Genomic DNA, 22,662 nt, shown 5'->3' with positions numbered 1-22,662 from the left:
TAGGCTCGGCCGTGGACCTGCCCACGCCCGGGCGCGATACTAACCCTTTCTTAAGGCTGCCATTCCGGCAAGCCGACGTGACGCGTGACAGCGAGAACCAAGCCGGTCGGATGACGAATTCGGATTTCCAGTTGCGAGGCGTCGGCGATCCCCGGTTGTCCGTGCATGCGACCTCAGCGCTGCCGGCGTGGCTCTGGTCATCAGACGGTTCGCGCCTGCTGTGGGCCAACGCGGTCGGCGCCAAATTCTTCGGTGCGGCGAACGCGGCCGCGCTCGCGCAAAAGAGATTCGGACCGGCCGACAGCCATCGCCGCCAGGTCATCAGGCTCGCCCGCCAGCTGCCGGCGAGCGGCGCGATCAGGCTCGAGCGGCTGCGCGGTTTTGGTGCCGGGCTCGGTTCGCTGATGACCTGCGCCTGCGCGCGGCTCGCCTTCGCCGACGGCGGCGAAGGCGTGCTCATCACCGCGATGGTGACAGGCGCGCGCAGCATGCCGCTGGTCGAGCGGCTGCTTCGTCTCGTCGACGGCGCGGCCGTGCCGATGGCAGCGTTCGCGCCGGACGGATTGTTCATCGGCGCCAGCGAAGCCGCGCGCGCCCTGCTCGGCTTTCGCGATCTCGGCGAGGCCGGGCTCGAACAGGCGCGCCGCGATGCGCTGGCGCAAGGCCGCGCCGAGATGCCCGTCGGCATCGGCAAGATGGTGCTGCAACGGGTCGGCGCCGGGGCCGATGTCGGTCTCGTCGCGCTGATCGAGCCGGCGGGCGCGCAAGCGGCAGCTTCGGGCGAGACCGTGCCGGAGGTGGTGCCTGAACGGATGCCGCATGCTACGGAGATGCCGCCGGCGAACCAGCCCGACGCTGGAATCCCGTTGTTCGACCCGTTCGCGGAGCCGGACGAAACGCCTGATCCGGCCGAGATGATCGCGCGTGACCCGTCCGCAAGCGAGATGGCGACAGAGATCGTCGCGATCCCCGATGCCGTGAAGGAAGCGACCGCAGAGCCTGTCCAGGACATGATCGCGGATGCAGCGGAGGCCCCGGTTGAAAACCCGCCCGCAGCCATCGTGCCGCCGCAAGCCGCGTCGATCACGAGCCACATGGCCGAGCCGCAATCCGGACACGCGCAGCCGCGGTCCGGACACGCGCAGCCGCGGTCCGGACACGCGCCGCCGCGGTCCGGACACGCGCAGCCGCGGTCTGAACATGCGGAGACACCGCGCCAGCATCCGCTGCGCTTCCTCTGGCAGATCGATGCGGAGGGACGCTTTGTGCTCGCGGCCAGCGAGTTCACCCGCCTGATCGGCGCGCACACCGCGAACCGCTTCGGCCGGCCCTGGCGCGAGATCGCCGACGAGTTTGCGCTCGATCCCGATGGCCGCGTCGCGCAGGCGCTGGCGAGCCACGATACCTGGGCCGGCATCACCGTGAACTGGCCGGCTGATGGCGGCGAGCACCTGCCGGTCGAGCTTGCGGGCCTGCCGGTCTACGACCAGGCGCGCAACTTTGCGGGCTTCAAGGGCTTTGGCGTTTGCCGCGATCTCGACGGCCTCAACCGGCTCGATGCCCTCAGGCGCTACGAGCTGTTGGCCGAGCCGGTCGCGCAGCACGGCGTTTCGGCCGATGTGGTCGAGCCCGATCCGGAACCGGAGGCGCCGCCGCTCGAGGCATCGCCGCCGGGCGAGCCAGAACCGCCGACAGCCAGTGAACCCGAACCTTCAGCACTTTTCATCGAAGCGAATTCACACCCAACCGATCCGGAAACGCCAGTGGAAACGCCTCCGAACGTCGTGCCGTTCCGCGCACCGGGTGACCTCAGGTCACAAGGTGACCAGAAGTCACAAGGTGACCCGAGATCGCCGATGCTGACGCCGGTCGAGAACAGCGCGTTCAACGAGCTTGCGCGGCAATTGTCCGAGCGACTTGAACGCGAGCGCGAACAGATTGCATCGGCAGCAGTCGAGCCGCCGGCGGACGAAACCGCAGCCGAACCGAAGGCGCCGATCGCGCCAGAAGCACCGCCGGCCGTAGCCGCTGCCGAATGGCTGACCGAGCCCGCGCCGCCCGCGCACGGCCACAGCACGCGCGACCGTGCATTGCTCGATCTGGTGCCGACGGGCATGCTGATCTACCGGCTCGATCGCCTGCTCTACGCCAACCCCGCCTTCCTCGCCCGCATCGGCTATCCGAGCCTGGCCGCGCTGGAAGATGCCGGCGGGCTCGATGCGCTCTATGTCGAGCCGGGCGTCTCGTCCGCGAGCAGCAGGTCGCAATCAGGCACGCCGGTGACGATCAGCGCCACCATCGCCAACGGCGAGCAGCCGCTCGCGACGACGGACGCGCATCTGCACACGATCGACTGGGACGGCGCCAGCGCGCATGCGCTGATCTGCGCGCCGCCGCAAGCCGCGCCCGTCATGGTCGCGCCGACTGTCGTCACAGAGACCATCGTCCCGGAAACCTTCCCCTACACGCCCGATCTCGCGCCCGAGGCCGGCGACGCCGACGCCGAAGATCTCGCCGCGATCCTCGACACCACGGCCGAGGGCATCGTGATGTTCGATGCCGAGGGCAACATCCACGCCTGCAACCGCAGCGCCGAGGCGCTGTTCGACTATGACGGCGAGGCGCTGATGCAGCAAAATCTGGTGACGCTGTTCGCGCCCGAGAGCCAGCAGGTCGTCGTCGATTATCTCGACAGCCTCAAGAGCCAGGACATCGCGAGCCTGCTCGACCATGGTCGGGAGGTGCTGGGCCGCGAGAAGAACGGCGGCGTGCTGCCGCTCGCGATGATCATGGGCCGCACCCGGCCGGATGGCCCGAACTTCTTCGCCGTGTTCCGCGATCTCTCGCAGAGCAAGAAGGGCGAGAGCGAGCTGACCCAGGCGCGACGCCTGGTCGAGGGCGCCGCCAACGCCAAAGCCGACATGCTGGCGCGGATCAGCCACGAGATCCGCACGCCGCTCAATGCCATCATCGGCTTTGCCGAGGTGATGATATCAGAGCGCTTCGGTGCGCTCGGCAACGAACGCTATGGCGAATACCTGAAGGACATCCGCGCCTCCGGCGAGCGTGTGATCGCCATCATCGACGATTTGCTGGAGCTGTCGCGGATCGAGACCGGCAAGCTCGATCTCGCCTTCGCCAACCTCAACCTCAACGATCTCGTCGAGGCCTGTGTCGCCGTGATGCAGCCGCAAGCCAATCGCGAGCGCATCATCATCCGCACCTCGCTCGCGCATGCGCTGCCACAGGTGACGGCGGACGCGCGCGCGCTGCGCCAGGTCACGATGAACCTGATCTCGAACTCGATCCGGCTTGCGAGCGCCGGCGGCCAGGTCATCGTCTCGACCGCGCTGTCCGACCGCGGCGAGGTGTGCTTGCGCATCCGCGACACCGGCCACGGCCTCAGCGAAAGTGAAGTCGCCGCCGCCATGGCGCCGTTCCGCACGCCACCGCCCGGCGATGCCGCCGACAAGTCCGCGCTCAGCCTGTCCCTGACCAAGGCGCTGGTCGAAGCCAACCACGCCCAGTTCAACATCAAGAGCGCCGGCAGCTCGGGCACGCTGATCGAAGTGACCTTCGCGCCTGTCGTGGCGCGGGCGTGAGGGCGTAAGCCTGTCTCCACCGTCATGCCCGGGCTTGTCCCGGGCATCTAGGTTCTTGGTCCCGCAAAAAAGGTCGTGGATGGCCGGGCAAGTCCGGTCATGACGAGCTAGGCGTTTACGCCGCGCGCACCGTATCCAGGAACCTGCCGACCTCGAGCTTGAGCCGGTTGCTGTCGCCCGACAGCGATCTCGCCGCCGACAGCACCTGCGACGACGCCGAGCCGGTTTCGACCGCGCCCTGCCTGACATTGCTGATGTTGGCGCTGACCTGCGAGGTGCCGGCCGCCGCACTCTGCACATTGCGCGAGATCTCGCCGGTCGCGGCGCCCTGCTCTTCGACCGCGGCCGCGATCGTGGACGAAATCTCGGACAGGCGCTCGATGGTGCCGCCGATGGTCCTGATCGCGCCGACGGACTCGTTGGTGGCACCCTGGATGCTGGCGATCTGCTGACCGATCTCGCCGGTCGCTTTTGCAGTTTGCTCGGCCAGTGCCTTGACCTCGGAGGCGACGACGGCGAAGCCGCGTCCAGCCTCGCCGGCGCGCGCCGCCTCGATGGTCGCATTGAGCGCCAAGAGATTGGTCTGGCCGGCAATCGCATTGATGAGCTCGACCACGTCGCCGATGCGCGCGGCTGCCTTCGACAATTCGCCGACGCGATCGTTGGTTTGCCCGGCCTGGCTGACGGCCTCGCCGGCGATGCGTGCGGACGCCTGCACCTGGCGGCTGATCTCGTTGACCGAAGCGGCCAACTGTTCGGCCGCGGACGCCACCGATTGCACGTTGGTCGCGGCCTCTTCCGAGGCGGCCTCGACCAGCGTGGCCAATTCGGTCGAGCGGCTCGCGGTCGTCGTCAACGACGTCGCCGAAGCCTCGAGCTCGGTCGCCGCCGACGACACCGTCTCGACGATCTCGCCGATCGCGCCCTCGAAATCGTCGGCCATCCGGATCATGTCGGCGCGGCGGCGCTCGGCGGCGAGCCTGTCCTGCCTGATCTTCTCTTCGGCTTCGTCGCGCGCTTTCTGTTCGGCATTGATCTTGAAGGTCTCGACCGCTTGCGCGATCTCGCCGATCTCGTCGGGGCGGCCGAGCCCGGGCAGCACGATGGCGAAATTGCCCTTGGCGAGCTCGATCATCGCCACCCGCATCGCCGACAGCGGTTTCGAGACCGAGCGCCCGATGAAGATGCCGAGGCCGAGCACGCCGGACGCGATCAGCGCGATTGCAATGGCGATCCAGAACTGGATGGCGTTCCGCTCGGCATCGTTGAGCCGGTCGGCCTCGGCGCGCATGGTGTCGACCGATTTCGAGACCTGCTCGATCACCGGTTCGACCGCTGCGAACGCTTCCGACATGCCCTTCGATTCCGTCGCGAGCTTCAGGGCCGACACCATCCAGGCGGAGAAGTCGCGTTGATAGTCGGCGAGCTTCTGGCGCAGCTCGGTCTTTGCCGCGTCGGGAATGGCAGCGGAATCGATGCCGGCCGAAAATTCCGAGGTACGCTTCTTCATCTCGTCGCCGTATTTGGCGTCGCGGCGCAGCATGAAATCCTTCTCGTGCCGGCGCATCATCAGCATGATCACCTTGAGCGCGGAACCATGGAGCTGATCGACCTTGCTCTCGATCTCGTGGACGGAGGCGCGCAGGCGGCCTTCGAGGCCGGAATTCTCATCCAGCCCGAGACGTTGCCGCTCCTCGACGACCGCGGCGAAACGCGCCTGATAGGTCTTCAGCGAGGCGGTCATCGCCTCGATCTCCTGCGCCAGATCGGGCTTGCCGATCGCCGCGATCCTGTCGCGAAGCTGTTCGATGTCGACGGCAACCTTTTTGCCGATCTCGATCTGGCGCTGGGCTTTGCTTGCATCGCTGCGCAGCAGGAAATCCTTCTCGGCCCGGCGTCCTTCCAGCAGCTCGATGGCGATCCTGCTGTTCAGCTCGTGAATCGTGCGCGCGTTCTCGGCCGCGTCGCGATAGACGCCCATCGCCCGCTCGCCATAGAGATGGATGCTGCCGATCAGGACGACGCCGACAACGCCGATGACGCCGATGGCCGTGATCTTGTGTGTAAGCCGAAGAGGGAAAATCCGCATCGTAATCGCAATATCGTTTGTGACTGATGCGGTTCATGAAAGCGCTTATGTGTAGAAATTTCCGTTAATTTGCGGGCACGTAAGACTACTTGCATTGTGACCAAATGCACGCCAGGGTGCATAGAGAATGCACGCAAGAGTGCACAGCCGGACCTTCATTCGCCGAACCATCGCGCTGCGGCTCGGGCGATCTCCTCTTCATCGATTGCGCCGTCATCGGCCCACGCGACGAATCCGTCCGGGCGCACCAGCACGGCGCTCACGCCCAGCCGGTCCCTGGGCTCGCCTGCAATATACATGATGCGATCATCCCCGCGGTTTGCGAGCGCTCGAAGGGATGCGCGCGCGTCGAAGTCCGGCAACAGGCCTTTCGCGGCTCTGAGACGTTCTCCGATCAGCGTGCCGGGATGCGCAACAAAAAGGCACGGCGCTCGCGCGCGCCGTGCCTTTTACGGTCCTGCGTTCAGATCAGCTGTAGATCTCGAACAGGCCGGCGCCGCCCTGGCCACCGCCGATGCACATGGTGACGACGCCCCACTTGGCCTTGCGGCGGGCGCCTTCCTGCAGCAGATGGCCGGTGAGACGGGCGCCGGTCATGCCGAAGGGATGGCCGATCGCGATCGAGCCGCCGTTGACGTTGTACTTGGCGGGATCGATGCCGAGCTTGTCGCGCGAATAGAGGCACTGGCTGGCGAAGGCCTCGTTGAGCTCCCAGAGATCGATGTCGTCGATCCTGAGGCCATGGCGCTTCAACAGCTTCGGCACGGCGAAGATCGGACCGATGCCCATCTCGTCAGGCTCGCAGCCGGCCGCTGCCCAGGCGACGAAACGGCCGAGCGGCTCGAGGCCGCGCTTCTCGGCGTCCTTGGCTTCCATCAGCACCACGGCAGCGGCGCCGTCGGAGAGCTGGCTGGCATTGCCGGCGGTGACGAACTTGCCCGGGCCCTTCACCGGCTCGAGCTTTGCCAAGCCCTCAAGCGTGGTCTCGGGGCGGTTGCATTCGTCGCGATCGACGACGTAATCGACGATGCTCTCGGCCTTGGTGGCCTTGTCCACGACCTTCATCCTGGTTTTCATCGGGACGATCTCGTCCTTGAACTTGCCCGCCTGCTGCGCCGCGGCCATGCGGCGCTGCGACTCCAGCGAATATTCGTCCTGATATTCACGGCTGAGCTTGTAGCGCTCGGCGACGATGTCGGCGGTGTCGATCATCGCCATGAAGATGTCGGGCGCGGTCTTGAGCAAATCGGGATCGATCGATTCCTTCGGCGTGCCGCCGCCGGGAATCGAGATGCTCTCGACGCCGCCGGCGACGATGCAGTCGGCGCCGTCGGAGCGGATCGAGTTGGCGGCCATCGCGATGGTCTGCAGGCCCGAGGAGCAGAAGCGGTTCACCGAGACGCCGCCGGTCGACTTCGGCAGGCCCGCGAGCAGCGCAGCCTGGCGGCCGATGTTCGGCGCACCATGGGCGCAATTGCCGAGATAGCAGTCCTCGACATAGTCCTTTTCGACGCCGGCGCGGCTCACAGCGTGATGGATGGCGTGCGCCGCGAGCGACATCGGCGGCGTGATGTTGAACCCGCCGCGGCCTGACTTGGCGAGGCCGGTGCGCGCATAGGAAACGATGACGGCTTCACGCATTGTTTTCTCCCTGTCGAACGATTGGTTGGTGCGTTCTGACGGCATTGGTACACTGAGATCACCGCCTGCGGAAAACAAAAACGCCGCCTCCGGTCACAGAGGCGACGTTGTTCCGCGGGTCGGAATATCCATCTGTACGTCACTCCATCCATTCGTCATGCCGGGCTTGTCCCGGGCATCCACGTTGCTCGTGCCGCGCGGCAAGACGTGGATTGGCCGGGACGAGCCCGGCCATGACGACAGCGAGAGCAGGATCAGAACGTCAGCGCCTTGACCTGCTTGACCTGCGGCAGCGCCTGCACCTTGGCGAGCACGTCCGCCGGCACCGCGCCATCGACCTCGACCAGTGCGATGGCGTCGCCGCCCTGCTCGACGCGGCCGAGATGGAAGGTCGCGATGTTGATCCTGGCATCGCCCAGCAGGCCGGCGAAGCTGCCGATGAACCCGGGCTTGTCTTCGTTGGTGACGTAGATCATCGACTTGCCGAACTCGGCGTCGACGCGGATGCCCTTGATGTCGACCAGGCGCGGCTTGCCGTCATGATAGACGGTGCCGGAGACCGAACGCTCCTGGCGTTCGGTTGCGACCGTCACGGTGATCAGGCTCTCATAATCGCTCTGGGCGGCGCGCACGATCTCGTCAACGACCATGCCGCGCTCCTTGGCGACAACAGGCGCGGACACCACGTTGACTTCGCCCAGCATCGGCCGCAGCAGACCCGACAGCACGGCCGAGGTGATCGCCTTGATCTTCATTTCGGCGACGTGGCCTTCATAGGTGATCTCGACCTTGAGGATGCCGCTTTCGGTCAGCTGGCCGGCGAACGAGCCGAGCTTCTCGGCGAGCGCGATGAAGGGCTTCAGCTTCGGCGCTTCTTCCGCCGTGATCGAGGGGAAGTTCACGGCGTTCGAGATCGCGCCCGTGAGCAGGTAGTCCGACATCTGCTCGGCGACCTGCAGCGCGACGTTCTCCTGCGCTTCCGTGGTGGAGGCGCCGAGGTGCGGCGTGCAGATCACGTTGGGATGGCCGAACAGCACGTTGGTGTTCGCGGGCTCCTCGACGAACACGTCGAAGGCGGCGCCCGCAATGTGCTTGGAATTGAGCGCATCGACCACGGCCTGCTCGTCGACGAGACCGCCGCGGGCGCAGTTGATCAGGCGCACGCCCTTCTTCATCTTGGCGATGGCGGCCGCATCGATGATATTTTTGGTCTTCTCGGTCAGCGGCGTGTGCAGCGTGATGAAGTCGGCGCGCTTCAGGAGGTCATCGAGCTCGACCTTCTCGACGCCGATATCCTTGGCGCGCTCCGGCGACAGGAACGGATCGAACGCGATCACCTTCATGCGCAGGCCGAGCGCGCGATCGGCGACGATCGAGCCGATATTGCCGCAACCGACCACGCCGAGCACCTTGCCGGTGATCTCGACGCCCATGAAGCGGTTCTTTTCCCACTTGCCGGCCTGGGTCGAGGCGTCGGCCTGCGGAATCTCGCGGGCGAGCGCCAGCATCAGGGTGATGGCGTGCTCGGCGGTCGTGATCGAATTGCCGAACGGCGTGTTCATCACGATGATGCCCTTGGCCGTGGCCGCGGGGATCTCGACGTTGTCGACGCCGATGCCGGCGCGGCCGATCACCTTGAGATTGGTCGCCTTCTCCAGGATCTTGGCAGTCGCCTTGGTCGCCGAGCGGATCGCGAGGCCATCGTAATTGCCGATGATCTCGGCGAGCTTGTCCTTGTCCTTGCCGAGGTTGGGCTGGAAATCGACCTCGACGCCGCGGTCCTTGAATATCTGCACGGCAGCGGGGGAGAGCGCGTCGGAAATGAGAACTTTGGGTTTGGTCATGGGGATGTGTCCTTCACACCCTCCCCTGGAGGGGGAGGGTCGGCGCGAAGCGCCGGGGTGGGGTGAAGCCGCGGAAAGAAAATCGCCGGTGCGCCGCGTGGAGAGATCACCCCACCCCGCCGCACCTGGCGGTGCGTCGACCCTCCCCCTCCGGGGGAGGGTCAGAACTTAGGCCGCCTTGGCGAGCGCGGCCTTGGTCTCGGCGAAAGCCCAGTCGATCCACTGCGTCAGCAGCTCGACGTCCTTGGCCTCGACGGTGGCGCCGCACCAGATGCGCAGGCCGGCCGGCGCATCGCGATAATATGCGAAGTCGTAGCCGGCGCCTTCCTTCTCGACCAGCGCGACCAGCTTCTTGGAGAACTCCGCCTGCGCGTCGTCCGAGAGCGAGGTGATCGCGGGGTCGGTGAACTTCAGGCACACCGAGGTGTTGGATCGGATCGCGGCATCCTTGGCCAGGAAGTCGATCCAGGGCGTCTTCGCCTTCCAGTCGGCCAGCACCTTGGTGTTGGCGTCGGCACGCGCGATCAGCGCCTTGAGGCCACCGATCGACTTGGCCCAGTTCAGCGCGTCGAGATAATCCTCGACGCAGAGCATCGAGGGCGTGTTGATGGTCTCGCCGACGAAGATGCCTTCGTTGATCTTGCCGCCCTTGGTCATGCGGAAGATCTTCGGCAGCGGCCACGCCGGCTTGTAGGTCTCGAGGCGTTCCACCGCGCGGGGCGACAGGATCAGCATGCCGTGCGCGGCTTCGCCACCGAGCGCCTTCTGCCAGGAGAAGGTGACGACATCGAGTTTTGCAAAATCGAGCGGCTGCGCGAAGGCGGCAGACGTCGCGTCGCAGATCGTGAGACCTTCGCGGGTCGCGCTGATCCAGTCGGCGTTCGGAACGCGCACGCCTGAGGTGGTACCGTTCCAGGTAAAGATGACGTCGCTCGCAGGGTCCACCTTGGAGAGATCAGGGATCTCGCCGTATCCAGCGTTGAGCTTGGTGACGTCCTTGAGCTTCAATTCCTTGACGATGTCGCTGACCCAGCCTTCGCCGAAGGATTCCCAGGCCAGCGTGGTGACGGGCCGCGCACCGAGCAGCGACCACAGCGCCATCTCGACCGCGCCGGTGTCGGACGCCGGCACGATGCCGATGCGGTAATCGGCGGGCACTTCAAGCACTTCGCGGGTCAGGTCGATCGCGAGCTTGAGCTTGGTCTTGCCGACCTTCGCGCGATGCGAACGGCCGAGCGCTGCGTCCTTGAGATTTTGGGCGTTCCAGCCGGGGCGCTTGGCGCAGGGGCCGGAGGAGAAATGCGGCACGTTCGGCCGCGAAGCGGGCTTCGCTACAGTCATCGTCTACCCTTCCAGATAGTAAGCCTCCCGTTGGGGGGAGGTGTCCCGCCGCGGCTGATACGGGAATCGGGAAGAGCAGTCAAGGAAGTTCCGGCGCTTCACCCTGGCGTGATGGCTCCGCCGGCACGACACCGGGGGACGCGACGGGCGCGAGCGCGTTCAGTAAGTCCGTGGCCTCGCTGATCAATTGCGCGGCGCGGCGGCGGCTGCCGACTTTCAAAATGCATTTGTCATCGGCCTGCACGACGTAATCGTTGCCGACCTTGATCATGGAATAGCTTGTCATCGAAATCCCCGAACCGACCCGAGCCCGGTGTGAGACGCTGCCGTAGCACCCTTCGTTCCCCAATCAACGTGAACGACGAACGGGTAGTTTATCAGCCCTTAAGATGAACGAACGCGCGATCGGATTTCGTTGATCGCGCAACGGCTGCCACGGGCTGCATCAAAACCGCACAGTCATGCCGGCGTGGCTCAACGCAAATCCAAGGCGCTTGTAGAAGCGCTGCGCATCCACGCGGCTCGAATGCGTCAGCAATTCGACCAGGTTGCAGCCGCGTGCTTTCGCTTCCGTCACGGCCCATTGCACCAATTGCTCGCCGATGCCGCGGCTGCGGCAATCGGTGGCAACGCGGACATCCTCGAGCAGACCGCGAATGCCGCCTTGCGAGCTGATGCCTGCGAGCACCGCGAGTTGCAGGCAGCCAACCACCCTGCCTTCGCTCTCCGCAACCACGAGCGTGAGATTGGCATCGCGCTCGACCCGCTCGAAGGCCTGGTAGTAGACGGCAGGCAGGGGATCCTCGACCCGCTCGCGGGCGCGGCCGAGATGATCGTCGGCGAGCATAGCCACGATCGCCGGAACATCCTCGCGGCGCGCGGGACGAATGAACACGGACTTGTCGCTCATGCGGAAAACTCCGGGCTAAACGCAAGGGGCTCAACGCGCCGGCGGCAGGCCAAGACAGGCCTCGGCTTCTGCAATCCAGCGCAGGATGGCGGCGTAACGGCCGAGATCGAAGCCACCTTCATGCGCCAGGCGCGTATAAGCGAGCAGCGAGACGTCGGCGAGCGAAACCGCATCACCGATGAAGAAGCGACTCGTTCCGAGATGCTGCTCCATGCGCTCGAGCGCCGCATGACCGCGCTTGACCTTGTCAGGGTCGAGCTCGGAAGCATCCTTGCCGAGATACACCAGTTGGAAGCGGCACACCGCGATATAGGGTTCGTGGCTGTACTGCTCCCAGAACAGCCACTCGTCCATTTTGGCAGCGACAAAGGCGTCGCGCGGAACAAGCGCGCTGTCGCGGGCGAGATAGCGGATGATGGCGTTGGACTGCGCCAGCGTGCGGCCGTCGTCGAAAGCCACGGTCGGCACCTGGCCGGCGCCGTTCATCTTCAGGAACTGCGGCGTGCGCGTCTCGCCCTTGCGGGTGTCGATCTCGATCCAGCGATAGGGCAATGCGAGATGATCGCACACCCACTTCACCTTCAGGCAATTGCCCGAATTGCTGTCGCCGTAAATCCGCATCGCGCCGCCCCATGCCGGGCGACAGAGCATCAGGACGTAACCGGCCTGTCAACCGCGACGCGGGGAAGCCGCGCCTAGAACTTGTAGCCGAGGCCGGCACGAACGGTGTTGATGCTGGTGTCGACCTGGGAGGTGAAGCGAATGTATTCCCACTCCGCCCGCATGAAGAGACCGCCAACCAGGTTGACGTCCATGCCGAGACCGGCCGTGTAGCCGTAGATCAGGTGGTTATGCTGGGTATCGTTCGCCGACAGCGGCTGCAGCGGCGTAAAAAAAACTCCGTCGGTGCTGACCGCATCGGTGACGTGAACCGACCGCGAGATGTCGGCCTTGCCGAGGGCGAGCCCGCCGAATACGTAGGGCAGGAAACAGCCCCAGGAATAAGCCGCGCGTCCACGGAACGTCGCCATGTCCGAGATCGCGATCGCGGCCGAGGACGTTACCGCAACGTCGTGAAAGGAGCCGTCGGAAAGCTTGCTTCCGCTGACGAGCTCCTTGAACGCATTGGATGAGCCGCCAAAAGAGCCGTGCAGATAACTCATTTCGAGACCGTAGACGACGTCTTCCCACTGCTCGTTATACCCGAAGAAGGCACCATAGCCGCTGGCGCGGCTCGATTGCTTGCCGAGTCCGAGATTCCATTGCGAGACCTGCATCTGCTCGATCACGTTATGGTCGAGCAAGGCGGCAAGCATGTTGGCGTTCGTGCCACTGAAGCTTTCGTCCGAGGCTCCATAGCCGCCCTGGGCGCCGGCATAGAAGCCCTGCCAGATGACGTTGGAGTTGCTCAGTCCGTCGGTCAGCGCGCCGCGCAGGACGGGGAGATCCGGCATATCGGCCGCGTGTGCGACGGATACCGATCCCAAAATCGCCGCTGCCAACAAAAGCCTACGCATTGCAACGCTCCATTGAACTCGAACTCTTGCCCGTGATCATGGCCCGTTAACCTTAACCAATGGTTGCGCCTGGGGCTTTCGTCGCCGCCAGGCCATGAAAAATGCGCAAAGCAAAACGGCGCGGGATGATCCCGCGCCGTTAAGACAGATTAACCGATGAGGCTTGCGATCAGCCCTTGGTGACGAGCGGCGGCGGCGCGTAGACCGGCGGGCTGTTGAGATCCCAGCGCACGCCGAGCTTCACATCGTGCGAGGTGATGTCGTTGAATTTGAACGTGTTGCCCCGGGTGAAGCCCGTGAAGTCTGAAATGGCGCCAGTGGTGCCGCTTCCGAGATCAACGTAGCTGTAGGCCAATTCGAGGGTCATGCTCTGGCTAACCTTGTAGGCCAGACCGGCGTGGGCTGCCCAGGCGAAATTCCACTTGGACCCGCTCGCTGCGGTCGCGTAGCTCGGAAATGCTCCGTTGGTAACGGTCGGGCCCGCTGCGACAAACGGCGAAACGGCACCGGTGTCGGTGAAGTTTGAAATATTGACGCGCGCTGCGCCGACGCCAGCACCGATGAACGGGGTGATACACCACCACGTGCCCAGGTCGACATAGGCGTTGGCCAGGAAAAGCAATTCCGATTTGCTGGCGCTGTAGTTATCGATTCCGGAGTAACCTACGCCGTAGGCGGAAGCCTGGAAGACATCCGAGCCTTTGAAGTTGGAATTGCCGCGGTATTGACCGGTAAAATCCGTGCGGAACCAGCTGTTGACCCGATAGCCGACGCCGAGGCCGTAGATTCCCGCCGCGTCGAAACCTGTCGTCTCGTTGAGCGAACTGACCTGGGAGTAAGCTGCGGGATCGGACTTCCTGATGTTCTTCACGCTCTGATTGCTGAAGCCGATGTCGCCACGCAGATACCAGCCGCCGAAGTCGGCGGGCGGGGGCGGCGCGTACATGGGGGGCGGAGCCGCGATCGGCATATCGGCGGCGAATGCCATCGACGAGATCAGTGATGCCGCACCCGCGGCAAGGAGAGACTTAACGCTACGCATTGGCTTCGTCCTTATGGCCGGTGAGGCTCAATACGAGCGCCTCACGTTCTGGAAACTCACGGGCCGGACGATGGCACCAAACTCTTAAGCGCCACTTAACCCTAATTTTTAAGGTTGATTTTTTCTCTACCTGCACGCGGATGACGCGCAAGCGTTGCAAAAATGCGGCGCTTGCACGCCGCAATTGCTAACGATTGGTGAAGCCGCGTGGCGGCAAGGGAGGAACTGTTAACGCGCGTGCCGTGGCAGTTTTGGCAGGAACACGGCAAGCAGGCCGATCGCCGGCAGGTAGGCGCAGACCTGATAGACGAACTCGATCGACGTATGGTCGGCGACCTTGCCGAGCACGGCCGCCCCCAGGCCGCCGATGCCGAACGCGACGCCGAAGAACACGCCGGAGATCATGCCGAAGCGATGCGGCACCAGTTCCTGCGCGAACACGATGATCGACGACGTCGTCGAGGAGATGATGAGGCGGATGATCACCGACAGCACTGCGCTTGCATAGAGCCCGGCATGGGGCAGCGCCAGCGTGAACGGCAGCGCGCCGAGAATCGAGATCCAGATCACGATCTTGCGGCCGAAGCGATCGCCGAGCGGTCCGCCCAGGAACGCGCCGACCGCGTTGGCCGCCAGGAAAATGAAGAGGTAGATCTGCGCCGCCTGCGTCGACACGCCGAAGCGGTCGATCAGATAGAAGATGTAGTAGCTCGACAGGCTCGAGACGTAGAGCTGTTTCGAGAACAGCAGCGCCACCAGCACGAGAAGCGCAACAGCGACGCGGCGCGAGCTCGGGGCATCGGGATGGGCCTGAACCGCCGCCGTCTTCCTGGCCTTGATCTGCGGTTCGTACCAGCGGCCGATGCGCCAGAGGATGATGATGGCAAGGCCCGCGATCGAAGAGAACCAGGCGATGCTGCCTTGACCGAACGGCACGACGATGAGGGCTGCGAGCACCGGCCCCATCGAGGTACCGAAACTGCCGCCGAGCTGGAACACCGATTGCGCGAAGCCGTAACGCCCCCCGGAGGCAAGCCGTGCGATACGGGCGGATTCGGGATGGAACACCGCGGAGCCGAGACCGACCAGCGCAGCCGCGATCAGGATGATGAGATATTGGTGCGCGGCGCTGAGCAGCAGCAGGCCGAAGAAGGTCGAGGCCATCCCGATCGACAGCGAGTAAGGCTGCGCCTTCTTGTCGGTGTAGTGGCCGACCACCGGCTGCAGCAGCGACGCCGTGAACTGGAACGCCAGCGTGATCATGCCGATCTGCGCGAAGTCGAGCGCGTAGGTGTCCTTCAGGATCGGATACACCGAGGCGATCAGCGACTGCATGGTATCGTTGAGGAAGTGCGAGAAGCTGATGCCGGCGAGCACGACATAGGCCGGCCCCGCGGCCGCCTTGGCGGCAGGCGCGACGTCGCTGACGACGACGGGCTCGGTGAGCGTTTCCTCTGAGACGACGACAGGCTTGTTCAATGCAGCATCCCGGCGCGGCAGATTGCCGCGACCTCACAGGTACGATGCTGGCGGCAGCCGATCCACCGCCAATCGGAAATGGCTGGGATGCGCGATGGAGCTCCGGCGTTCACCTCTCCCCGCTGGAGAGAGGTGAACAACCGCGTACGCGGAAACCGGTGCGCCTCAAGCCGCAGCCTGCCCCAGCGCGGAGACGATGGTGTCGACGACGTCCTCGACCAGGATGCGGTCCTCGCCCTCGCCCATGACGCGGATCACGGGCTCGGTGCCCGACGAGCGGATCAACAGACGGCCATGGCCGTTGAGCCGCTTCTCGCCGTCCGAGATCGCCGACTTGACATCGGAATCATCGAGCGGCTTGCCGCCCTTGTGGCGGACGTTCTTGAGGATCTGCGGCAGCGGATCGAAGCGATGGCAGACCTCCGACACCGGCCGGCGCAGCTTCTGCACGACCGCGAGCACCTGAAGCGCGGCAACGAAGCCGTCGCCTGTCGTGGCGTAGTCGGACAGGATGATGTGGCCGGACTGCTCGCCGCCGAGATTGTAGCCGCCGTTCAGCATCTGCTCGAGCACGTAGCGGTCGCCGACCGGCGTGCGCACGAGATCGAGACCCTGCCCTTTCAGGAAGCGCTCGAGGCCGAGATTGGACATCACGGTGGCTACGATGCCCGGACGCGAGAGGCGGCCGTCTTCCTTCCAGCTCTGCGCGATCACGGCCAGCAGCTGGTCGCCGTCGACGACATGGCCGCGCTCGTCGACCAGGATGACGCGGTCGGCGTCACCGTCGAGCGCGATGCCGATGTCGGCGCGCATCTCGCGCACCTTCTTCGACAGCGCTTCCGGCGAGGTCGAGCCGCAATCCTTGTTGATGTTGAAGCCGTCGGGCTCGACGCCGATCGGCACGACGTCGGCGCCCAATTCCCACAGGGCTTCCGGCACCACCCTGTAGGCAGCGCCGTTCGCGCAATCGACCACGACGCGCAGGCCGTCGAGCGAGAGATCGCGCGGCAGCGTGCGCTTGGCGAATTCGATGTAACGATCATGCACGCCGTCGATACGGCGGGCGCGGCCCAGGCTCGCACTTTGCGCGAGCCGCTTCTCGATCGGCTCGTCGAGCAGCTGCTCGATCTGCTTCTCGACATCGTCCGAGAGCTTGAAGCCCTGGGGGCCGAACAGCTTGATGCCGTTATCCTCGAACAGATTGTGCGAGGCCGAGATCATGACGCCGAGATCGGCGCGCATCGACTTGGTCAGCATCGCCACCGCCGGCGTCGGCATCGGGCCGACCAGCAGCACGTCCATGCCGACCGAGGTGAAGCCCGCGACCATCGCGTATTCGATCATGTAACCGGACAAACGGGTGTCCTTGCCGATCACGACCCGGTGGCGGTGATCACCGCGCTGAAACGCAAGGCCCGCGGCCTGGCCGACCTTGAGCGCGAGCTCCGGCGTGATCAGTCCGTTGGCGCGGCCCCTGATACCGTCCGTCCCGAAATATTTGCGGCTCATATCGTCCCCCACGCAACAACCAGGGATCCCCAAGACAAGCTGCGACTGCCCTGGCGGGCCCCGCATCCCTGATTTGCTGGGCGTGTTATAGAGCCATCGGGGCTAATTTGGTTTCAAAAAATGTGATTAATCATTACGGGGCCAGGAGCCGCCATCGCCCCTGCAACCCATTGTTAACACTATGTATCATGGCTGGAACGCTGGAACGAGAGGGAACCGCCCCTAGTCCGTCCGCTTTACATGACCATCCGCGCGGCTCGGCGCCGGCTGGGTCACGTTGACGGGATCGGAGCCCGGAAAGGTCTCTTCCAGACCCTCCTCCAGCGCATCCTCGAGGTCCTGCTTTTCCTTGATCTCTTCCGGTGAAGGTCCGGCGTGCGGCTTGGTCATGACGCCCTCTCGCAAACGATTTGGCTGTGCATCCAACCATGCTAGATGACCCCTCGATCTTCCGATGCAAGACGCCTGGGACAAGACGGGCTGGGGAACGTTCATGAAGCACATCACCTGTATCGACGATCTTCGCGCGCTGCATAAACGCCGCGTGCCGAAGGCGTTCTTCGACTATTGCGACCGCGGCTCCTATTCCGAGGAAACGCTGCGCGCCAACCGCGAGGACCTGCAGGCGATCAAGTTCCGCCAGCGCATCCTGGTCGACGTCTCCAAGCGCGACACCTCGACCACGATCCTCGGCGAGCCTTCGACGATGCCGCTGATCCTGGCGCCGGTCGGCCTGCTCGGCATGCAGCATGGCGATGGCGAGATTCACGCCTGCCGCGCGGCGCAGGCCGCCGGCATCCCGTTCACCCAATCGACGATGTCGATCTGCTCGATCGAGGATATCGCCGCCGCCGTCGACAAGCCGTTCTGGTTCCAGCTCTACGTGATGAAGGACCGCGGCTTCATCAAGGATCTGGTCCAGCGCGCGATCGCGGCGAAGTGCAGCGCACTGGTGCTGACGGTCGACTTGCAGGTGATCGGCCAGCGCCACGCCGACATCAAGAACGGCATGACCATTCCCCCGGAATGGTCGCTGTCGAAGTTCTTCGATTTCGCGACCAAACCGGCCTGGGTCTCCGGTGTGCTGCAGGGCAAGCGCCGCACCTTCGGCAATATCGCGGGCCACGTGAAGAACACCGAGGACCTCAACCGGCTCGCCGAATGGACCGCCTCTCAGTTCGACACCTCCTTGAACTGGAAGGACGTCGAGTGGATCCGGAGCATCTGGCCGGGCAAGCTCATCATCAAGGGCATTTTGGACGTCGAGGACGCCGAGGAAGCGGCCAAGACCGGCGCCCAGGCGCTGGTGGTCTCGAACCATGGCGGCCGCCAGCTCGACGGTGCGCCGTCCTCGATCGAGGTGCTGCCGGAGATTGTCGACACCGTCGGCGAGAAGATGGAGATCATGTTCGACGGCGGCATCCGTTCCGGCCAGGACGTGATGCGCGCGCTCGCGCTCGGCGCAAAGTCCTGCATGATCGGCCGCGCCTATGCCTATGGCCTGGGTGCCGGCGGCCAGGCCGGCGTGGCGAAGGCGATCGACATCATCCAGAAAGAGCTGCTGACCACGATGGGCCTGTGCGGCGTCAACAGGATCGACGAGATCGACGAGCACATCATCGCGGAGGCACCGTAACGTGTCGGAGGGTGCGCAAGGCGTCAGCGCGCCCACCGCCCCCTCGGGACTTGCGGCGATCAGACGCGGCAACCCCGCCCGACCGCCGCTAGTCCAGGGTACGTCGATCACATCGGCGGGGTCAGGCCGTCACGGCCGACGCTGACGCGGTTGGTCTCGAACGAGCCATCGGGCAACTGCTTCATGAAGGCGATGATCTTGGCGCCGGCCTTCAGCTCGGACTTGTCGCCAGGCACGAAGGTCACGACCGGCGTCATATCGGAAACGAACACCTTCTTCTCGCCGTCCTTGTACTTCACCAGCAGCGTATGGCCGTCATTGCCGACCACGCTCTCCGACACCGTGGCATTGGTCATGCTCGAGTTCGGCTTGAGATCGTAGGGCCGCGAGCCCTCGCCGGTGCCGCGCATGCTCTCCGGAAACACGTGAACCTCGAGGGCGTTGTTGCTGCCGCCAGGCCCCGGCACGGTGGTGGCGCCGACGAAAGAGCCGACCTTGATGTCGGCGAGCGAAATCTTGGCGACGCCGGCGATGCGCGCGTCGGAAGCGATACGCAGCTTGACGTCCTCGCCGGAGCGCGACTTGACCTGGATCGTGTCGCCATCGACGCTCTCGATCGTGCCGCGCACGCGGGTCGGCACCGGCGCCTTTTGCGCGACGGCGGCAAGGGTGGAAGCAGCCACCATCGCAACAGCGATGAGCGGGCGTGTGAAACTGGCACGTTGGATCGTCATTGATGTCTCCGGATAGTCCCCACGGAGGTAGAACGCCGGAGACGGCGCACTATTCGCTCAAGTCTTTGTGAGATCGGCCTCGACCAGCGCGCGCAACTCGGCTGTCACCAGTGGCCGCTGGCCGAACCACAGTTCGAAGCCGCGCACGGCCTGGTGCAGGAGCATGCCGAGCCCGTCGGCGGTCCTCAACCCGCGGGCGCCGGCGGCCGCGAGCAGCGGCGTCACCAGGGGGACGTAGACGAGGTCGGCGACCACGGCGTCAGACGGCAGGCGGGCCACATCGACCTCGAGCGCGCCCTGGCCGTGCATGCCAAGCGAGGTCGTGTTCACGAGAAGTTTTGCGCGCGCCAGGACCTCGTTGATCCCGTCCCACGACAGCGGAAGCACCTTCGGCCCGAACTGCGCGGCCAGCGCCTCGGCCCGCGCCGGCGTGCGGTTGGCGAGATGAACGCGCGTGAAGCCACGTTCGAGCAAGCCGAACACGACCGCGCGCGAGGCGCCGCCGGCTCCCAGCACCAGTGCCTCGTCGGCCTCGTCCCAAAGGCGCGCGCTGGCGTCGAGATTGCCGAGAAAGCCCTCGACGTCAGTGTTCGTGGAATGCAGCTCACCATCGGCAAACCACAATGTGTTGGCCGCGCCCACGGCCCTGGCACGCCCGTCCGGGCTCGACAGCGCCATCACGCCTTCCTTGTGCGGGATGGTGACATTGGCGCCGACGAAGCCGCGCAACGACAGCCGCAGGACGAAATCCCTGAGGTCCTCGGGCGGAACAGCCTCGATGACGTAGCCGCCTTCGATGCCGAGCGTACGCAGCCAGTAACGATGGATCAGCGGCGAGCGCGAATGCGCGGCCGGCCATCCGATCAAGCAGGCCGCTGGAGCCTTGGTCACGTTCATCCTTTGCCTCGGGTCATGTTCGAGCGCGATCCATTTCGCGTCCGGCCGGCCCTGTCAAGCAGGCGGGGCTATGCCGTGGCTTCGGTCGCGCCCGAGGCTGCCTTGATATCCGCGACCGCGCGCTCGATGGTCTGACGATAACGCGCGCGTCGCGGGCTCACTCCGTGCGTCAGCAATGCGCGGCGGACCGTGGGCGAAGCCCCCGTGATGAACAGCCGGATGCCCTGGCGCTGGGCCTTGGCTGCGACGCGCCCCAACACATTCGCCGCGGTGGAGTCCAGGAACGGCACCGCCGCGAAATCGACGACGAGCGCCTTGCGCCTGTCCGCGACGCCCTCGAGCACGCCTCCGATGGCCGAAGCCGCGCCGAAGAAGAACGCGCCGGTGATGCGGTAGACCAGCACGTCGGGGTCGACCGCGAGTGCGGAATCGTAAGGCACGCGCTCACCATTGCCATCGTCGGGGCGGTCGGCCACCACCAGCGGCGACCGCTGCTCGATGCCGGTCATCTCTGCCATGCGATGGATGAACAGCACCGCACCCAGCGCGAAGCCGACCAGAATGCCTTCGGTCAGGTCGCGGAAGATGGTCAGCAGGAAGGTTGCGAGCAGCACGATTGCATCGCCCCGGGAGGAACGCAGCAGCGTCGCGAATTCGTGCTTCTCCGCCATGGTCCAGGACACCACGACGAGAACGGCGGCGAGCGCGGCCAGCGGGATATAGCTCGCAAGCGGTGCTGCGATCAGCATGAACAGCAGCAGAAAGAGCGAGTGCAGCATGCCCGCGAGCGGGCCGCGAGCGCCGGCGCGGATATTGGTCGCGGTGCGCGCGATCAGCCCGGTGACGCAGATGCCGCCGAACAGCGCGGCGCCGATATTGGCGGCACCTTGCGCCACCAGCTCGCAATTGGAGCGATGGCGGCGGCCCGTCATGCCGTCGGCCACCACGGCCGACAACAGCGATTCGATGGCCGCGAGCAGCGCGAACGAGATCGCATCCGGCAGCACCGCCGCCGCCTTCGCGAGTGAGAACGCCGGCAGCGCCGGTGACGGCAATTCGCGGGGAATGCCGCCGAAGCGGCTACCGATGGTTTCGATCGGCAGCGACAGCACAGCCGACGCGACCGCCGCGAGCACGACCGCGATCAGGATTCCGGGCCAGGACGGCCGCCAGCGCCGCAGGCCGGCGATGACAGCGATGCTGACGACAGCGACGCCGAGCGCAGATGGATTGACGGTGTGCAGACCACCCGCGAGCGCGACGAGCTTTGGCACGAACTCGCTGGGTTCTTTTCCGGCGAGCGTGATGCCAGCGAGATCGCGCAGCTGGCTCGCAAAGATGATGATGGCGATGCCGGCCGTGAAGCCGATGGTCACCGGATAGGGAATGAACTTGATGTAGGTCCCGATGCGCAACAGGCCCGCGGCGATCAGGACCATGCCGGCCATCAGGGTGGCGAGGATGACGCCGTCGACGCCGTGGCGCTCCGCTGTCACCGCGACCAGCACGATGAAGGCGCCCGCGGGCCCGCCGATCTGAAACCGGCTGCCGCCGAGCAGCGACACGATGAAGCCGCCGACAACGGCCGTATAAAGGCCGCGATCCGGCGTCACGCCCGATGCGATCGCGATGGCCATCGACAGCGGCAGCGCGACGATGGCGACGGTCAGCCCTGCGAACACGTCGGCGCGGAAATCCGCGAAGCCATAGCCTTCGCGCCAGACGGTGACGAGTTTCGGCAGATAGAGTTCGGCGAAAGTCGGCCGACGCAACTGACGCAGTTCGCCTGCGTGATCGCTCGTGATGCTCATGTCGGCAAAGTGCTCCGCTGGCCCCACAATGCTTCGGCGCATCGTGCAGCGCGCGCGACGATGCGTTAGTCCATTTTGATCGCGGGCACGATCATCGCGATCATGCCCCCACGCGACGCGGCGGCCCCGGCTCCTTCAGGCGAACGCCGCGTCCGCCGCTGTCGCTGCGGGCCTGTTCGCCGATCAACTCGACGCCGGCCCGGTCGAACGCCTCGACGACCCTCATCAGGGTCTCGACCACGCCGCGCACATTGCCGGTCGAGGCCTCCATCCGCTGGATTGTCGGCAACGACACGCCGGCAAGCTCGGCCAGGGTTTTCTGATCAATGCCGAGCAGCGCACGGGCCGCCCGCATCTGGAATGACGTGATCACCTTAGCCTCACGTACCAGCTACTATAAGTGATATTTTAAGCGTATACAATGATGTAAAATACATCATGTTGAAGGCGAATGCAAGCCTCTCGTCATTGCCAGCGAAGCAATCCAGGAATCCCTCCGCGGAAAGACCCTGGATTGCTTCGCTTCACTGGCAATGACGGGTGGTCAGATCATCGCTCCCCGCTCTCCCTCTCCCGTGAAACAGAGAGAGAGAGAGAGAGACGGGCTCCT

The 22,662-nt window shown here is 65.1% G+C and carries 19 protein-coding genes; 2 read left to right on the top strand and 17 right to left on the bottom strand.

Features of this window, described 5'->3' with window-relative positions; genetic code table 11:
• The first annotated feature begins 110 nt into the window (after positions 1–110).
• Positions 111–3,602 carry a PAS domain-containing protein gene (locus ACVWZ4_RS17515; protein ID WP_456790274.1) on the top strand — a complete coding sequence of 1,164 codons (3,492 nt, stop codon included), beginning with the start codon at positions 111–113 and terminating at the stop codon, positions 3,600–3,602.
• Between the two features lie 115 nt (positions 3,603–3,717).
• On the opposite strand, the gene ACVWZ4_RS17510 is transcribed toward ACVWZ4_RS17515, so the two are convergent.
• The 13 genes from ACVWZ4_RS17510 to ACVWZ4_RS17450 all read right to left on the bottom strand — a co-directional run bounded on the left by ACVWZ4_RS17510 (position 3,718) and on the right by ACVWZ4_RS17450 (position 17,364).
• Entirely contained in the window at positions 3,718–5,691 is a 1,974-nt protein-coding gene (locus ACVWZ4_RS17510) for a methyl-accepting chemotaxis protein (RefSeq protein WP_456740826.1), read from the bottom strand.
• Positions 5,692–5,846: 155 nt separating this feature from the next.
• Positions 5,847–6,089, bottom strand: coding sequence for an aromatic-ring hydroxylase C-terminal domain-containing protein (locus ACVWZ4_RS17505; protein ID WP_456705086.1), 243 nt, complete (start codon positions 6,087–6,089; stop codon positions 5,847–5,849).
• Between the two features lie 70 nt (positions 6,090–6,159).
• The gene (locus ACVWZ4_RS17500) at positions 6,160–7,332 is read right to left on the bottom strand and encodes a thiolase family protein (RefSeq protein ID WP_456699572.1); all 1,173 of its coding nucleotides are present in this window, start codon (positions 7,330–7,332) and stop codon (positions 6,160–6,162) included.
• 254 nt (positions 7,333–7,586) lie between these two features.
• The gene (gene serA / locus ACVWZ4_RS17495) at positions 7,587–9,176 is read right to left on the bottom strand and encodes a phosphoglycerate dehydrogenase (protein ID WP_092239881.1); all 1,590 of its coding nucleotides are present in this window, start codon (positions 9,174–9,176) and stop codon (positions 7,587–7,589) included.
• A gap of 168 nt (positions 9,177–9,344) precedes the next feature.
• Positions 9,345–10,517, bottom strand: coding sequence for a phosphoserine transaminase (locus ACVWZ4_RS17490; RefSeq protein WP_456740825.1), 1,173 nt, complete (start codon positions 10,515–10,517; stop codon positions 9,345–9,347).
• A gap of 79 nt (positions 10,518–10,596) precedes the next feature.
• Positions 10,597–10,803 carry a hypothetical protein gene (locus ACVWZ4_RS17485; protein ID WP_456737309.1) on the bottom strand — a complete coding sequence of 69 codons (207 nt, stop codon included), beginning with the start codon at positions 10,801–10,803 and terminating at the stop codon, positions 10,597–10,599.
• A gap of 159 nt (positions 10,804–10,962) precedes the next feature.
• A complete protein-coding gene (locus ACVWZ4_RS17480) occupies positions 10,963–11,427 on the bottom strand; it encodes an N-acetyltransferase family protein (protein ID WP_456699575.1) in 465 nt (154 codons plus the stop codon).
• A 30-nt stretch (positions 11,428–11,457) separates the two neighbouring features.
• Entirely contained in the window at positions 11,458–12,048 is a 591-nt protein-coding gene (locus ACVWZ4_RS17475) for a glutathione S-transferase family protein (protein WP_456740824.1), read from the bottom strand.
• Between the two features lie 74 nt (positions 12,049–12,122).
• A complete protein-coding gene (locus ACVWZ4_RS17470; protein ID WP_456737307.1) occupies positions 12,123–12,944 on the bottom strand; it encodes an outer membrane protein in 822 nt (273 codons plus the stop codon).
• A gap of 169 nt (positions 12,945–13,113) precedes the next feature.
• Positions 13,114–13,986 carry an outer membrane protein gene (locus ACVWZ4_RS17465; RefSeq protein WP_456737306.1) on the bottom strand — a complete coding sequence of 291 codons (873 nt, stop codon included), beginning with the start codon at positions 13,984–13,986 and terminating at the stop codon, positions 13,114–13,116.
• Positions 13,987–14,214: 228 nt separating this feature from the next.
• Positions 14,215–15,465, bottom strand: a complete 1,251-nt coding sequence (locus ACVWZ4_RS17460; RefSeq protein WP_456740823.1) for an MFS transporter — start codon at positions 15,463–15,465, stop codon at positions 14,215–14,217.
• Positions 15,466–15,630: 165 nt separating this feature from the next.
• The gene (gene glmM / locus ACVWZ4_RS17455; RefSeq protein WP_456699580.1) at positions 15,631–16,974 is read right to left on the bottom strand and encodes a phosphoglucosamine mutase; all 1,344 of its coding nucleotides are present in this window, start codon (positions 16,972–16,974) and stop codon (positions 15,631–15,633) included.
• 222 nt (positions 16,975–17,196) lie between these two features.
• Entirely contained in the window at positions 17,197–17,364 is a 168-nt protein-coding gene (locus ACVWZ4_RS17450; protein ID WP_456699581.1) for a hypothetical protein, read from the bottom strand.
• A gap of 103 nt (positions 17,365–17,467) precedes the next feature.
• Here ACVWZ4_RS17450 and ACVWZ4_RS17445 point away from each other — a divergent pair, with 103 nt between their 5' ends.
• Positions 17,468–18,610, top strand: coding sequence for an alpha-hydroxy acid oxidase (locus ACVWZ4_RS17445; RefSeq protein WP_456705087.1), 1,143 nt, complete (start codon positions 17,468–17,470; stop codon positions 18,608–18,610).
• A 107-nt stretch (positions 18,611–18,717) separates the two neighbouring features.
• Here the strand turns inward: ACVWZ4_RS17445 and ACVWZ4_RS17440 are convergent, their stop codons facing one another.
• The 4 genes from ACVWZ4_RS17440 to ACVWZ4_RS17425 form a co-directional block, all read right to left on the bottom strand.
• The gene (locus tag ACVWZ4_RS17440) at positions 18,718–19,344 is read right to left on the bottom strand and encodes a hypothetical protein (RefSeq protein ID WP_456740822.1); all 627 of its coding nucleotides are present in this window, start codon (positions 19,342–19,344) and stop codon (positions 18,718–18,720) included.
• Positions 19,345–19,401: 57 nt separating this feature from the next.
• A complete protein-coding gene (locus tag ACVWZ4_RS17435) occupies positions 19,402–20,241 on the bottom strand; it encodes a shikimate dehydrogenase (RefSeq protein ID WP_456740821.1) in 840 nt (279 codons plus the stop codon).
• Between the two features lie 68 nt (positions 20,242–20,309).
• On the bottom strand, positions 20,310–22,052 hold the full coding sequence (locus ACVWZ4_RS17430) for a SulP family inorganic anion transporter (RefSeq protein ID WP_456740820.1): 1,743 nt from the start codon (positions 22,050–22,052) through the stop codon (positions 20,310–20,312).
• 100 nt (positions 22,053–22,152) lie between these two features.
• Positions 22,153–22,425, bottom strand: a complete 273-nt coding sequence (locus tag ACVWZ4_RS17425; RefSeq protein ID WP_018647504.1) for a helix-turn-helix domain-containing protein — start codon at positions 22,423–22,425, stop codon at positions 22,153–22,155.
• Positions 22,426–22,662: the final 237 nt, after the last annotated feature.

The organism is Bradyrhizobium sp. USDA 4472 (genome assembly GCF_054058595.1).
This window is presented reverse-complemented; position numbering and strand designations above follow the sequence as displayed.

What these genes read in the sequence shown, in the direction of transcription:
- ACVWZ4_RS17515 (WP_456790274.1), top strand. Translation starts at nt 111, where the DNA reads ATGACGAATTCGGATTTCCAGTTGCGAGGCGTCGGCGATCCCCGGTTG.
- ACVWZ4_RS17510 (WP_456740826.1), bottom strand. Translation starts at nt 5,691, where the DNA reads ATGCGGATTTTCCCTCTTCGGCTTACACACAAGATCACGGCCATCGGC.
- ACVWZ4_RS17500 (WP_456699572.1), bottom strand. Translation starts at nt 7,332, where the DNA reads ATGCGTGAAGCCGTCATCGTTTCCTATGCGCGCACCGGCCTCGCCAAG.
- serA (WP_092239881.1), bottom strand. Translation starts at nt 9,176, where the DNA reads ATGACCAAACCCAAAGTTCTCATTTCCGACGCGCTCTCCCCCGCTGCC.
- ACVWZ4_RS17490 (WP_456740825.1), bottom strand. Translation starts at nt 10,517, where the DNA reads ATGACTGTAGCGAAGCCCGCTTCGCGGCCGAACGTGCCGCATTTCTCC.
- ACVWZ4_RS17485 (WP_456737309.1), bottom strand. Translation starts at nt 10,803, where the DNA reads ATGACAAGCTATTCCATGATCAAGGTCGGCAACGATTACGTCGTGCAG.
- ACVWZ4_RS17480 (WP_456699575.1), bottom strand. Translation starts at nt 11,427, where the DNA reads ATGAGCGACAAGTCCGTGTTCATTCGTCCCGCGCGCCGCGAGGATGTT.
- ACVWZ4_RS17475 (WP_456740824.1), bottom strand. Translation starts at nt 12,048, where the DNA reads ATGCGGATTTACGGCGACAGCAATTCGGGCAATTGCCTGAAGGTGAAG.
- ACVWZ4_RS17470 (WP_456737307.1), bottom strand. Translation starts at nt 12,944, where the DNA reads ATGCGTAGGCTTTTGTTGGCAGCGGCGATTTTGGGATCGGTATCCGTC.
- ACVWZ4_RS17465 (WP_456737306.1), bottom strand. Translation starts at nt 13,986, where the DNA reads ATGCGTAGCGTTAAGTCTCTCCTTGCCGCGGGTGCGGCATCACTGATC.
- glmM (WP_456699580.1), bottom strand. Translation starts at nt 16,974, where the DNA reads ATGAGCCGCAAATATTTCGGGACGGACGGTATCAGGGGCCGCGCCAAC.
- ACVWZ4_RS17450 (WP_456699581.1), bottom strand. Translation starts at nt 17,364, where the DNA reads ATGACCAAGCCGCACGCCGGACCTTCACCGGAAGAGATCAAGGAAAAG.
- ACVWZ4_RS17445 (WP_456705087.1), top strand. Translation starts at nt 17,468, where the DNA reads ATGAAGCACATCACCTGTATCGACGATCTTCGCGCGCTGCATAAACGC.
- ACVWZ4_RS17440 (WP_456740822.1), bottom strand. Translation starts at nt 19,344, where the DNA reads ATGACGATCCAACGTGCCAGTTTCACACGCCCGCTCATCGCTGTTGCG.
- ACVWZ4_RS17435 (WP_456740821.1), bottom strand. Translation starts at nt 20,241, where the DNA reads ATGAACGTGACCAAGGCTCCAGCGGCCTGCTTGATCGGATGGCCGGCC.
- ACVWZ4_RS17430 (WP_456740820.1), bottom strand. Translation starts at nt 22,052, where the DNA reads ATGAGCATCACGAGCGATCACGCAGGCGAACTGCGTCAGTTGCGTCGG.